We start from the raw sequence: 13,339 nt of genomic DNA, 5'->3' as shown, positions 1-13,339 counted from the left end.
GGAGGGATTGCCACACAATGACGACCCCGCCCAAGGTACGCAGAGACGCTGACGGCCGACCGGCTCAGGTCGTTCTCGACGACCTGTCCAAGCGGATCATCGAGGAGCTGCAGGAGGACGGGCGCAAGCCGTACGCGGCGATCGGCAAGGCGGTCGGGCTGTCGGAAGCCGCGGTACGCCAGCGGGTGCAGCGGCTCCAGACCGACGGCGTCATGCAGATCGTCGCCGTCACCGACCCGCTCACACTGGGCTTCCCCCGCCAGGCGATGATCGGCATCAACTGCGAGGGCGACCTCGACAGTGTCGCCGACGAGCTCGCCTCGATCGAGGAGATCGACTACGTGGTGCTCACCGCGGGCTCCTTCGACGTCATTGTCGAAGTGGTGTGCGAGGGTGATCGTCATCTACTGGAGATTCTCGGCAAAATCCGCGCGATCCCCGCAGTCCGCGCCACCGAGTCCTTCGTGTACCTAAAACTGCGTAAGCAGACCTACTCCTGGGGCACCCGGTAAAACTTGCCCTCTTTTCCGGCAAGCCGGGTCATGGCCACCATGGTCACCGGCCGCCGTCCATCCCTCACGCGCGCTCCAGCGGGACTCCGCCTCCGCCGTCACATCGCCCCCGCGCCGGGGATCGGACGAGCCGACCCCCGGCGCCGGCACTCACCTCACCTGGATCGTGGCGATCTCCCAGGCGCGCAGCGGCAGGCGGCCGGGGTCGACAGGGTCGCCGGGGCGGCCGCGCAGGTCGGCACGGCGGGCCTCGGTGAAGTCGCCCTCGATCCTCGCCACCGTGTCAGCGCCGGTCATGGCGAGCACCCGCAGTTCCTTCCAGCCGTCGCGGCGGCGCAGCGACGTCATGACGACGCCCTCGCCCGACACCGTGAGCCCCGTGGCGGGCTCGGGAAGGGGCAGGTCCCCGTCGCCCGTGCCGGGGACGGTCAGCACGTCGTGCCGGAACACCTCGGCCGCCTCCGGGACCGCCGCCCACGTCCCCGTGTACGGCATCAGCGCCAGCCTGACCGAGCGCGCCCCCCTCGACTGGGCGGCCGGCGTCGGGAGCTGAGGCCCGGCGGGCTCGGGCCTGAGGGCGTTGCGGTTGCGCGACAGGTAGCCGACCGAGCGCAGCAGCGTGAGCGCCAGCTCGTCGTCCACGAGCTCGTACTCGGTGACGTGCTCCAGGAGCGCGGCCACGCCGCCGGCGGCCACCCACGACGAGGCGGGGAAGGTGGCCAGCGGGGTCTCGCCGCAGCCGCCCTCGGCCGTCAGGCCGCGCTCCACGACGGCGAACTGGCCTTCGGCGAAGGACGTGCCGGCGGCCTCGGCCAGCGGCACGTGCAGCCTGACCCGGTGGTCGGCGCAGCGGTTGTCGAACTCCACGTGCAGCCTGACGTACGGCTCGCCCGCCCGCAGCTCGACCCGCGTGGTGACGACGACGCTCTCGACGTCCTCGGTGCGGGCGGCGGAGGGCAGCGGGTCGGCGGGCCCGTCGGCCTCGGTCACGTCGGAGCCCTTGGGCCAGGCGTAGACGCGCCGCACGTCGAGGGCGGCGACAAGCGGCCCGGTGCAGACGGGGCTCACCTCGACCGACTCGGGCTCGGAGACCAGGCGGTCAAGGGCGGGCGGGGCGTGATTGTAGGTGTCGCCCACGTCGCCGCCGTCGACGACACGGCCCGCGCCGGTGATCGTCACGCCGTCAGGCCCCGTCAGGGTGAGCGTGCCGTCGCCCGCGACCTCGACCCGCAGCAGGCCGTTGTCGAGCACCTGCCCTTCGGCCCGCACCCCGCCTCCCAGCGGCGGCCTGCCGTGCCCGCCGGCCGAGGTCCCCGAGGAGAACGGAGGTCCAGGACGGACGCTCGTGTGGCCGAGGGCGGGAGCCTCCACCAGGGCGGCGACGGTCCTGCGGGCCTCGGCGACGATGCGGACGCGAGTGACCTCGCCCTCCGCCTCCGCCAGCGCCGCCGACACCTCCGCCACGTCGAACGGCCCCGCCGCCTCGCGGGCGACCCTGAAGATCAGCGCCCCGTCGGCGATCGACCAGCCGGTGATGTGCTGGCCGTACAGCTCGGTGCCGTGGACGAACGAGAAGGCCAGCCTGGGGTCCATCTCCTCGTCGAGCAGCAGCGTCGGCGCGTACTCGAGCGTCTGGGCGGGCACGGGCGCCCCGGCGGCGTCCACCAGCGGATCGGTGCCCGCCACGTCCATCAGCACCACGCCGGTGCGGGGGAAGGGCGAGGGGTTGACGACCAGGATCCCGCCGGAGGGGACGGTCGCGGCCAGGCGCGAGGTCACCATGTCGCGGACGGCCTGCCCGAGGTGCTCGGCCTCGGCGATGCGGGCCGCGACCTGCTGGGCGGTCTCGTCGACGCCGCAACCGGTGACCGAGTCGTGCCCGCTGGCGTCGACCAGCCGCCACCACGCCATGTCGAGGAAGCGCTCGGGCCACGACTGGCCCCAGAGCGCGGCCAGCGGCTCGGCGTAGCGCTCGACCATCCGTTCGGCCCTGCCCATCGCCTGCTTGACGTGGGCGCGCACCGAGATGACACCGGGCAGGATGTTGGCGCGGGCGTGCGAGCGCAGCTCGCCGTGGACGCGGGGCAGCCCCTCGACGCCCGATGCGCCGATGTAGCCGGACAGGGTGTCCATGCGGGCGCCCAGCGACGCCACCATCTCCGGCAGGCCCCGCACCGGGGCCGAGTGGTCGGTGCCGTACATCGCCAGCAGCGGCTTCGCCGCGCCCTGCCACTCCCGCATGGTCGCGACGAACTCCTCCGCCCGCGCGAGCAGCCGGCCCGGCGCCTCGAACAGGTGGGCCCCGTTCCCGTAGCCGCCCGCGGGCAGGTACTGCGCGCGCACGGCCGTGCCGTCCGGTGCCACCCACGCGAAGGCGTCCGTGACCACGGAGGAGGGCACGCCCCGGTAGACGCACGCCTGCGTCAGTCCCGCCAGGCTGAGGATCTGCGGCATCTGGGCGGTGTGGCCGAACATGTCGGGCAGGTAGCCGACCGGCATCGCGCCGCCGAGCTTGTCGGCCCTGTCCATGCCCAGTTCGAGGTTGCGGACGATGGTCTCGCCCGAGCACAGGAACTCGTCCAGCAGGATCTGCCACGGCCCGATCGCCAGGCGTCCCGCCTCGACCAGCGCGACGATCCTGTCGCGGTTCTCCGGCCGCACCTCGAGGTAGTCGTCCACGCAGGCGAGCTGCCCGTCGAGGGTGAAGTGGTAGTCGGGCTCGCGCTCCATGGTGTCGAGGACCTCGTCCATGAGCGCGACCAGGCGCAGCCTGAAGCGCTGGAACGGCTCGTACCACTCCCTGTCCCAGTGCGTGTGCGGGACGACGACGATCTCCTGGGTCACGCGCACAGCGCCATCACCTCGTTCTCGTGGGTTTCCAACCTGAACGGTCCCTCGCCCGCGGGCACCAGGACCCGGTCGCCGCGGATGACCTGACGCGCCCCCGAGCGGCGCACCAGGACCAGCCCGTCGGCATCGAGGGCCAGCAGCTCGTCGCCGATCCTGAGCAGTAACGGCCCCTCGGGCCCCGCCGAGACCGCGGTACGGCCCGCGCGCACGCCGTCGAGGACCGCGCCCGGGTCCTCGGCCAGCACCCATGTGGTGGGCGCGCCCGGCAGCCCGGCGGAGCCGTGCCGGTGGAAGTCGCTGCCGCCGATGGCGATGACGTCGTCGCGCCAGGCCTGCGCCCACGCCAGCGGCGCGCCCCAGCGCCGGTCCCACCAGCCCGAGTGCCAGACCTCCGCCACCCGCGGCCGCTCGGACAGCGGCTGCAGCCACGCGCAGTCGCCGCCGAGGGCGTGGTTGATCGACATCAGCCCCCGCTCGCCCCAGGTGTCGGCGGGCTGCCTGAAGTCGACCCACCCGACGTCGCCGAACACGTTGGCGTGGCCCCGGTCGGTGGTCACCTCCTGCCCGGGGATCAGCGTGATCTCCTGGATCTTCGCCAGGTGGGGGTGGTGGCTGACGGTGTTGTGGTCGGTGACGGCGAGGAAGTCGAGCCCCCTGCCGGTGGCCAGCGCCGCCAGCTCCGCGATGGTCAGCGAGCCGTCGCTGTGCACGGTGTGGGCGTGGAAGTCGCCGGCGTACCACCGCAGGCCCTCCACGTCGGGGATGTCACGACGCGGCGGCTTCACCGCCGGCGGCGGCTCCTCCTCGGTGGGCCGCAGGGGCGCCCGCCGGTGGACGGTCACCTCCAGCGTGAACTCCAGCCCCTCCAGCGGCACCCTGTGCAGCCGCAGCCACACCTGCCACGCGCCGGGCTCCAGTTCGCCCGGCAGGTAGCCGGGCGTCGCCCAGTCACGGGTGATCGTGTACTCGTCGCGCGCGCCACCCGACCAGCCGCGAAAGCCGTACGGCGAGGCGGCGCCCAGGTCGAGCACGCCTTTGGACCTGTCGTAGCTCAGCCTGACGGTCACCCCCTCGGCGCCTGCCGGCACCTCGTAGGGCAGCTCCCGCAGGATCCGCTCCAACCGGTCGTCCAGGCTCCAACGGCCGTGGATCAGGGTCATACCACGTCCCCATCGCGATAGATCAGCGCCCGGTCACCCCTGGGCACCGCGAATCCTTCCGCACCGAGCGCGGGCTCGCTGCCTTCCGGCACGACGACCTGCACGATCACCCCGCCGACCTCGAGCGTCACCAGGTGAGCGGCGCCCAGGTTCTCGACGATCGACACCTTCCCGCCGAAGGCGCCCTCGACGGGCTCGACCGAGTAGGTCATGTACTCGGGGCGGACCCCGTACACGATCTTCTCGCCGTCGGACAGCCGGCCCTCGGCCGAGGCGGGCACGGGGAGCTTGCAGCCCGCGACCTCCAGCCGTTCGCCCCTGACGACGCCGTCGAGCAGGTTCATCGGGGTCGAGCCGATGAAGCCCGCGACGAAGGTGTTGGCGGGGCGCTGGAACACCTCGGCGGGGGTGCCGATCTGCCTGATGAGCCCGTTCTCCATGACCGCCATCCGGTCGGCCATGGCCAGCGCCTCGGCCTGGTCGTGGGTGACGAAGACGGTGGTGACGCCGAGCTCCCGCTGGAGCTTCTTCAGGAACGTGCGGGCTTCGAGCCTGAGCCTGGCGTCCAGGTTGGACAGCGGCTCGTCGAACAGGAACGCCTGCGCCTGTGTCGCCATCACGCGGGCCAGGGCGACGCGCTGCTGCTGGCCGCCCGACAGCTGCCCTGGACGGCGGTCCATGAGGTTGGCCAGGCCGAGCCGTTCGCCGACCTCGCGCGCCTTGTCCGCTCGGGCGGCCTTGCCCACCTTCTTGATCCGCAAGGGGTAGGCGATGTTGTCGGTGACGTCCATGTGCGGGAAGAGCGCGTAGTCCTGGAAGACCATCGCCACGTCCCGCGCGCCCGGCTGGACGCCCGTGACGTCGCGGTCGCCGATGACGATCGAGCCGTCGGTGGCGGTCTCCAGGCCCGCGATCGTGCGCAGGAGCGTCGTCTTGCCGCAGCCCGACGGCCCGAGCAGGGCGAAGAACTCGCCGTCGGGAATCACCAGGTCGAGCGAGTCGAGCGCCTTCACGCCGCCTGGATAGACCTTGGTCAGGCCTGTGAGTTCGATCGCGGCCATCAGCGCTTGATCCCTCCGTGGAAGCGGAAGCCGTACTTCTTGCTGACGAACAGGTACATGAGCACCACCGGCACGGAGTAGAGCAGGCCGAAGGTGGACAGCAGCGGCAGGTTGGCCTGACCGCCCTCGGTGTAGAGGGTGAACATGATCACCGCTCCCGGCTGCTTCTCGACGTCGCTCAGCAGCAGGTAGGGCATCAGGAAGTTGCCCCAGACGTTGGCGATGGCCCAGACCCCGATCGTGGCCAGGCCCGGCCGTACCAGGGGGACGACCACGTGGCCGACGATCTGCAGCGGGGAGGCGCCGAAGACCCGTGCCGACTCCTCGTAGGACTTGGGCGTGGAGTCCATGAAGTCCTTGAGCATGAAGATCGCCGCGGGCAGCAGGCCGCCGGTGAGGATGAGGATGAGGCCGAGCTGGGAGTCGATGAGGTTGAGCTCGACGGCCAGCTGGAACAGCGGCACCATCGCGGCCGTCCCCGTGATGATCGAGGACAGCAGCAGCAGCGCGTAGAGCAGCGCGTCGCGGCCCGGCATGCGCACCCTGCTGAGCGCGTAGGCGGCCAGCGCCGCCAGCAGCACGACGAGGACGGCCGTGCCCACGGCCAGCAGCACCGAGTTGTACAGCGAGCCCAGCGCGTACGGGTGCTCCAGGATCGCCTGGAAGTTCGCCAGCGTGAAGTCCGGCAGCGAGACCTCGTAGGTCGGGTCCGAGGTGAACGGCGCGGCGGCCAGCCACAGCAGCGGCACGGTGAAGAAGGCCATCAGCATGGCGATCAGCGCGTAGAAGCCGATCCTGCCGAGGACGAAGCGGGTCATGACTTCCTCCTGAGCAGCCGCAGGTAGAAGATCGCCACCACGAGGTTGATCAGCAGGATGATCGTGGACACGGCGGCACCGAAGCCGAGCTCGCCGCCCTTGAGCGCCACGTTGTAGACGTAGACGGCCAGCACCTCCGACTTGTGGTCGGGCCCTCCCGCGGTGAGCAGGAAGGGGGTGAAGTCGTTGAACGTCCAGAGGCTGATCAGCAGCAGGTTCGTCAGGATGTGACCCCTGATGTGGGGGAAGACCACGTCACGTAGTTGCTGCCAGCCCGAGGCGCCGGCCAGGCGGGCGCTCTCCAGGTGCGAGGGCGGCACGTTACCGAGTGCCGCGCCGTACAGCATCATCGAGAAGGCGGTGCCGCGCCAGGTGTTGAAGACGATGATCGACAGCATCGGGTGGTCGAGCAGCCAGGCGAAGCCGGGCAGGCCGAGCAGCGCGTTGAGGGTGCCGCCGTCGCGGTCGAGCAGCGCGATCCACAGGAAGGAGACGACCGCGCCCGGCAGGATCCAGGCGAGGATGACCAGGCCCTCGACCACGCGCTTGAGGGGGCCGCGCCGGTCGCGCAGGAGCCAGGCGATGGTGAAGCCGAGCACGACCTGGCCGATGACCGCCGAACCGAGCACGAACTGCACGGTCAGCCAGGCGGAGTTCCAGAAGCCTCCGTCCGAGATGGCCTTGACGAAGTTGTCGAGGCCGACGAACTGCGGCTCCGCGGCCGCCACGCCGGTCAGCCGGTAGTTCGTCAGCCCCAGGTAGATGACCCACAGCGCGGGGAACACCAGGAACACCGCGATGAGGGCCATCGCGGGTGCGATGAACGCGGCGGCTCTGGGCGTGCCCAGACCCGCCGCGTCCGCGCTGTAGCGAGCCTTCTCAGGAAGCGACGTTGCCTGCGCCACCGACGAGTCCTTCGAGCTTCGACTGGTACGCCGTGGCCACCTGGTCGGGTGCCGTGCCGCCGACCACCTGCGCGGTGGCCTCCTGCAGCGCGGCCGAGACCTGCGGGTAGACCGCGAGCGGCGGCCGGTAGGCCGTCAGCGGGAGCACCTTCTCGGAGATGAACATCAGCAGCGGGTCGCCCGTGAGGATCTCCTTGTTGACGTCCGTACGCGGGGTGATCCGCACGTTCGACTTGGTCTCCTCCTTCAGCGCCTCGGGAGAGAGGGTGAAGGCGGCCAGTTCGAAGGCCTCCTTCGGGTGGGCGCTGTTGGGGTTGACGGTGCGCAGCGCGCCGCCCGACATGCTGACGAAGTCCTGGCCGCGGATGCCCTTGCCCGGCTCCATGGCCGGGATCATCGCGAAGCCGACGACCTGGTCACGGTCGGCCATCTTGGCCACGCCGTCCTTGGGGTTGACGACGCCGCGCCAGAAGTAGTCGCCCTCCATCAGGATGCCGATGTTGCCCGACGCGAACTCGGCGAACGACTTGTCCCTGCCCTTGGCCTCCTGCTGGAGCTTGGGGTCGCCGAGACCGCTGCCGCCGTAGATCTTCTGGTAGAGGCCGAGGGCATCCTTGAGCGGCTGGGAGGCGCCCGACCACTTGCCGTCCTTGTAGACCTCGCCGCCCGCGCCCGCCAGCAGCGGGAGCACGCCCTGCATCGAGGTGGCCTCGCCCATGGCGGTGCCCGCGTTGATCTGGATCGGCGTGGGAATGCCCGCCGCCTTCAGCTTGGCCCCCGCGTCGAGGACCTCCTGCCAGCTCTTGGGCTGCCAGTCGGCGGGCAGCCCCGCCTTCTGGAAGAGCGTCTTGTTGAAGTAGAGGACGCGCCCGTCGGTGCCGATCGGCAGGGCGTACTTCTTGTCGTTGTAGGTGGTCAGCCCCTGTACGGCCTCGGGGATCTGGGACCAGCCGTCCCAGCCGTCGGCCTCGGCTCCCACGACCTCCGACAGCGGCTTGATGTATCCGGCCTCGGCGAACTCTCCCGCCCAGATGCCGTCGATGTCGATGACATCGGCACCCTTCTTGGACTTCAGGTCGAGAGCCAGTTTGGTCTTGTACTGCTCGTCGTCGACGCCGCTGGGCACGAACTTGACCTTGACGTTCTTGCCCTTGGCCTTCTGCGCCGCCTCGAACTTGGGGATGACCCACTTGGCGATGTGGTCGGCGGCGGCGGCGTTCTTGCCGCCCGCGATGGCGTTCTGGGTGATCGTCAGCTCGATGGCGTCAGAGCCGGAGGACGACTGGCCGCACGCGGTGAGCGCCATCCCGGTCACGGTGAGCACCGCGACAGCGCCAATGGATCTTTTCACGCAACCCTCCGAGAGTGTCCGAAAAGCCTGGGCCAATATGTCATGACAACTGCACGACGTAAAGACCTGGCAACATTCGCGCAACCTCTCGGTTTTCGGACATCCCCTTGCGCCGCCGCGTGTTGCCGCGTTCTCGTCGAGGGAAAGGCGGGGTGCGTGAATCGCGTGACGTCAGGGTGTGAGGGCGAGCTCCAGTTCGTGGCTGATCGGAATGCCGTCGGAGACGGCCGGGATGGAAGGCTTCAGCCTGCGGGCCTCGTCGACCGCGTTCGTGCGCAGGGCGACCAGATCGAAGCCGTAGCGCTGGTAGAAGCGCAGCGCGTGCGTGTTGTCGTTGGTGGTGACGAGCCACAGCCGGGCGGCGCCCGCCTCGCGCGCGGCCTGCCTGACCGCGTCGAGCAGGGCGGTCGCCGCCCCCTTTCCTGGGATGAGGGCGTCGACGGTGACGACCTCCCACGCGTCGCCGCGCGGCGCGTAGGTGAGCAGTCCCGCCAGGTCTCCGTCGAGGTGGGCGAGCAGGCCCGGCAGCGAGCCCGCGTCCATCACCTCGCCGTGGCCGACCACCAGCGGGCCGCCCCAGCGGGAGGCGAGCACGCGCAGGACGATCTCGCGGTCTTCGCGGCCGATCGGGCGGACGTCGAGCGCCATGCCCGCCACGCTAGCCGACGAGCGGCGCCTCGGACCTGAGCACCCCCGCGTCGGCGGAGACGATGGGCGGGACGGGCGCGTCGGTCGAGCCGACCAGGCGCGGGCCCTCGGGACCGTACACGGCGCGCGGCTCGGGGAAGGCGAACAGCAGGGCGAGGTAGAGCACGGCCGCGACCGAGAGGCCGAGCGGCAGCGAGATGTCCACGCCGCCTGCCAGGTCACCGAGCGGGCCGACGAACTGGCCCGGCAGGTTGACGAACAGGATGGCAAGCGCCGCCGAGGCCAGCCACGCGGTCATGCCGCGCCAGTTCCAGCCATGGGTGAACCAGTAGCGGCCACCGCGCTGACGGCGGTTGAAGACCTGCAGCGCCTCGGCGTCGTACCAGCCGCGGCGGGTGACGTAGCCCAGCATCATGATGACCATCCACGGCGCCGTGCAGGTGATGATGAGCGTGGCGAAGGTCGAGATGCTCTGGGTGAGGTTCGCGGCGAAGCGGCCGACGAAGATGAAGGCGATCGACAGCACGCCGATGAACACCGTGGCCTGGACCCGGGAGAAGCGCGGGAAGACGCTGGAGAAGTCCAGGCCGGTGCCGTACAGGGCGGTGGTGCCCGTGGACATGCCGCCGACCAGAGCGATGAGGCAGACCGGCACGAAGTACCACGCGGGCGAGATGGCCAGCAGGCCGCCGACGTAGTTGGGCGCGGCCGGGTCGACGTACTCCTGCGCCTTGACCGCGATGACCGAGGCGGTGGCCAGGCCGAAGAAGAACGGCAGGATGGTGGCGATCTGCGAGAGGAAGGCCGCGGCCATCACCCGCGAGCGCGGCGTCTCGGCCGGGATGTAGCGCGACCAGTCGCCGAGGAAGGCGCCGAACGAGACCGGGTTGGACAGCACGATCAGCGCCGCGCCGATGAACGAGGGCCAGAAGAGCGGGTCACCGGGGCCGATCGTGCCCGCGTAGGAGGGGTCGAAGTCGCCGGCGAAGGCGAAGACGCCCAGCACGAACAGCAGCGACGCGGCCACGACGGCGATCTTGTTGACGAAGAGCATGAAGCGGAAGCCGTACACGCAGACGATCAGCACGAGGCTCGCGAACAGCGCGTACGCCACGCCGTAGGCGGGCCCGCTCTCGGGCAGGCCCACCAGGCGGTGGGCGCCGCCGACCAGCGCGTCGCCCGACGACCACACGGAGATGGAGAAGAACGCGATCGCGGTCAGCAGCGACAGGAACGAGCCGACGATCCGGCCGTGGACTCCCAGGTGTGCCGAGGAGGACACCGCGTTGTTGGTTCCGTTGAGCGGACCGAACAGCGACAGCGGGGCCAGGATCAGCGCGCCCACCACCAGGCCGAGCACGGTGGCGGCCAGTCCCTGCCAGAACGACAGGCCGAACAGGATGGGGAAGGCGCCGAGCACGCAGGTGGCGAAGGTGTTCGCGCCGCCGAAGGCGAGCCTGAACAGGTCGATGGGGCGGGCGGTACGGTCGGCGTCGGGGATGCGGTCGACGCCGTAGGTCTCGATCTCGGTGAGGCTTTCCCGGCGGCTCACGGCTTCTCCTTCACGGCCAGCAGGCTGATCAGGTCGTACGCGACGTGGGAGGCGGCGACGGAGGTGATCTCCGCGTGGTCGTAGGCGGGGGCGACCTCGACCACGTCGGCGCCGACCAGGTTCGTTCCTGCCAGTCCGCGCAGGATCTCCAGCAGCTCGCGGCTGGTCAGGCCGCCCGCCTCCGGGGTGCCGGTGCCCGGCGCGTGCGCGGGGTCGAGCACGTCGATGTCGACCGAGACGTAGAGCGGACGGTCGCCGATGCGCTGGCGCAGCGCGTCGACGACCTCGTCCAGGCCGCGGCGCAGCACGTCGGCGGCGGTGACGACGCCGAAGCCGAGCCTGCGGTCCTCGTCCAGGTCGCGCTTGCCGTACAGCGGGCCGCGGATGCCGACGTGGCTGAGCGCCTCGGTGTCGAGGATGCCCTCCTCGACCGCCCTGCGGAACGGGGTGCCGTGGGTGTACTCCGCACCGAAGTAGGTGTCCCAGGTGTCCAGGTGCGCGTCGAAGTGCAGCAGCGCCACCGGGCCGTGCTTCGCGGCCACGGCGCGCAGCAGCGGCAGCGCGATCGTGTGGTCGCCGCCGATCGTCACCAGCCTGCTGTCGAGGGAGGCGGCCGCGTGCTGGATGGTCTCCACCGCCTCGCCGATGTTGAAAGGATTGCAGGCGATGTCGCCCGCGTCGGCGACCTGCAGCCGCTCGAAGGGCGAGACGTCCAGGCCGGGGTGGTACGGCCGCAGCAGCCGTGAGGCCTCCCTCACGGCGGCGGGGCCGAAACGGGCGCCGGGCCGGTAGGAGACGCCGCTGTCGAACGGCACGCCTACGACCGCGACGTCCGCGTGCTCGATCTCGTCGAGGCGGGGCAGGCGGGCGAAGGTGGCGAACCCCGCGAAGCGCGGGGTGCTGGAGGAGTCGACGGGCCCCCTGGGCATGTCCTGTCTCCGTTTCTCGAGGCTGCTGTTTGCACGAGTGTGCGGGGCGCCGCCACGAGGAACAATTGTGCAGGTCATGAAGTTCTTCATACTCTTTGTGAATGGCCACAAAGGTCTCGGTCGAGGATCTTCTCCGCTCCCCTGCTCTGCAACTGCGCCTCCTCGCGGGTCAGGCGGGCCTGTCGCGATCGGTGTCGTGGGCGCACGTCAGCGAGCTCGACGACCCGACGCCGTGGCTGCTCGGCGCCGAGATGATCATGACGACCGGGCTGGGCGTGCCGCGCACCGCCGCGAAACAGCGGGCCTACCTCGAACGGCTCGACGACGCGGGAGTGTCCGCGCTGGCGCTGTCGGCGCAGCTGCACATGCCGCCGCTGCACGGCGCGTTCTTCGAGGCGGCCGAGGAACGCGGCATGCCCGTCCTCGAGGTGCCGCTGGCGGTGCCGTTCATCGCCATCGCGCAGGAGGTGGCCGCGGCCGTACAGGAGGACGCCAGGCAACGGCTCGGAGCCCAGCTGCAGGTGTTCGGCGCGCTGCGCTGGCTGGCCGCGGAGGACCTCGACCACGCCACCCTGTTCAGGCGGCTCGAACGGCTGAGCGGCTACGAGGTCTTCCTCTGCACCCCGCAGGGCAGGCCCCTGCTGCCCGGCGTGCCCGTGCCCTCGCTCGACGTGCTGCCCTCCGCGCCCGACGCGCCGCCGACCATCCCCGGCGGATTCGTGTTGCCCGTGCCGTCGCCCGGAGGGCCCGCCGGGTTCCTGGTCGCCTTCGAGCGCGAGGGCCCGCGGCCCGCGGGCCTGGCCGTCGTCCAGCACATCGCCACCGTCGCCGCGTTGCAGGTCGCCATGGTCAGGCACGAGAGGGAGACGCTGCGCAGAGAGGGCGCGGAGACGCTGTCCGAGCTCCTTCAGGACGTGCTCGACCCGGCCACTGCGCGACGGCGGCTGGCCAGGATGGGGCTCGAGGCGCCCATCGTTCTGCTCGCGGTCCGCCGGGTGACCGACGAGGCGCTGCGCCGCGCCCTCGACGACGCCCCGCACCTGATGCTGCGCCGCGGCGACGACCGCTACGTGCTCGGCGCCCCCGACCTCGCCGGCGCCGTAGCCGAGCTCCCCGGAGTGGCCGCCGGCGTGTCCAGGCCGTTCACCCCTGGCGAGCCGATGCGGGTGGCGCAGCGGGAGGCGGTGTGGGCGGCCTCCAGAGCCGCCGAGTCGGGCAGGGCGCTGGTCCACTACGGCAACGACACGACCGGCAGGTGGCTGCAGGACGACCCGTGGGTGCTGACCGCGCTGGTGGAGCACGTCCTGGGAAAGGTGATCGCCTACGACTCCGCGCACGGCTCGCGGCTGCTGACGTCCGCGCGCACGTGGATGGAGCGCGACCGGCGCACCGAGGACGCGGCGGCGGCGCTCCACGTGCACCCGAACACGCTGGCCTACCGGCTGCGGCGGTTCGCCGAGCTGACCGGGCGCGACCTGTCGTCCAGCGCGGCCTTCACCGAGGTGTGGCTGGCCATCCGTGCCGCGCGCCGGCTCGGCCTGGAGGACTGACCC

Annotated in this window: 11 protein-coding genes; 2 read left to right on the top strand and 9 right to left on the bottom strand. The window is 71.1% G+C overall.

The genetic code is table 11. The features are described 5' to 3' along the window. Nucleotides 1–17: 17 nt before the first annotated feature. Nucleotides 18–512, top strand: coding sequence for an Lrp/AsnC family transcriptional regulator (locus AC3EO4_RS37980; RefSeq protein ID WP_379575398.1), 495 nt, complete (start codon nt 18–20; stop codon nt 510–512). A gap of 150 nt (nt 513–662) precedes the next feature. Here the strand turns inward: AC3EO4_RS37980 and AC3EO4_RS37975 are convergent, their stop codons facing one another. The 9 genes from AC3EO4_RS37975 to speB all read right to left on the bottom strand — a co-directional run bounded on the left by AC3EO4_RS37975 (nt 663) and on the right by speB (nt 11,786). Further along, the gene (locus AC3EO4_RS37975) at nt 663–3,362 is read right to left on the bottom strand and encodes a glycoside hydrolase family 38 N-terminal domain-containing protein (protein ID WP_431900260.1); all 2,700 of its coding nucleotides are present in this window, start codon (nt 3,360–3,362) and stop codon (nt 663–665) included. Beyond that, the gene (locus AC3EO4_RS37970) at nt 3,353–4,522 is read right to left on the bottom strand and encodes a CehA/McbA family metallohydrolase (protein WP_431900259.1); all 1,170 of its coding nucleotides are present in this window, start codon (nt 4,520–4,522) and stop codon (nt 3,353–3,355) included. Before AC3EO4_RS37970 ends, AC3EO4_RS37975 begins: the two co-directional genes overlap by 10 nt. Then, entirely contained in the window at nt 4,519–5,583 is a 1,065-nt protein-coding gene (locus AC3EO4_RS37965; protein WP_431900258.1) for an ABC transporter ATP-binding protein, read from the bottom strand. Before AC3EO4_RS37965 ends, AC3EO4_RS37970 begins: the two co-directional genes overlap by 4 nt. Further along, nucleotides 5,583–6,401 (bottom strand): carbohydrate ABC transporter permease, encoded by an 819-nt coding sequence (locus tag AC3EO4_RS37960; protein WP_431900257.1) that lies wholly within the window; start codon nt 6,399–6,401, stop codon nt 5,583–5,585. The genes AC3EO4_RS37965 and AC3EO4_RS37960 overlap by 1 nt, the downstream gene beginning before the upstream one ends. Next, complete coding sequence (locus AC3EO4_RS37955; protein ID WP_379575393.1) at nt 6,398–7,306, bottom strand: carbohydrate ABC transporter permease; 909 nt, start codon at nt 7,304–7,306, stop codon at nt 6,398–6,400. Before AC3EO4_RS37955 ends, AC3EO4_RS37960 begins: the two co-directional genes overlap by 4 nt. Next, a complete protein-coding gene (locus AC3EO4_RS37950; RefSeq protein WP_379575392.1) occupies nt 7,281–8,657 on the bottom strand; it encodes an extracellular solute-binding protein in 1,377 nt (458 codons plus the stop codon). Before AC3EO4_RS37950 ends, AC3EO4_RS37955 begins: the two co-directional genes overlap by 26 nt. Nucleotides 8,658–8,828: 171 nt before the next feature. Then, complete coding sequence (locus tag AC3EO4_RS37945) at nt 8,829–9,305, bottom strand: GNAT family N-acetyltransferase (RefSeq protein ID WP_379575391.1); 477 nt, start codon at nt 9,303–9,305, stop codon at nt 8,829–8,831. Nucleotides 9,306–9,315: 10 nt separating this feature from the next. Continuing rightward, a complete protein-coding gene (locus AC3EO4_RS37940; protein WP_431900255.1) occupies nt 9,316–10,857 on the bottom strand; it encodes a purine-cytosine permease family protein in 1,542 nt (513 codons plus the stop codon). Continuing rightward, nucleotides 10,854–11,786 carry an agmatinase gene (gene speB, locus AC3EO4_RS37935; RefSeq protein ID WP_431900254.1) on the bottom strand — a complete coding sequence of 311 codons (933 nt, stop codon included), beginning with the start codon at nt 11,784–11,786 and terminating at the stop codon, nt 10,854–10,856. Before speB ends, AC3EO4_RS37940 begins: the two co-directional genes overlap by 4 nt. 101 nt (nt 11,787–11,887) lie before the next feature. On the opposite strand from speB, the gene AC3EO4_RS37930 reads away from it, so the two are divergent. Further along, complete coding sequence (locus AC3EO4_RS37930; protein WP_431900253.1) at nt 11,888–13,336, top strand: PucR family transcriptional regulator; 1,449 nt, start codon at nt 11,888–11,890, stop codon at nt 13,334–13,336. Nucleotides 13,337–13,339 lie beyond the last annotated feature (3 nt).

This window comes from Nonomuraea sp. bgisy101 (assembly GCF_057708945.1).
This window is presented reverse-complemented; position numbering and strand designations above follow the sequence as displayed.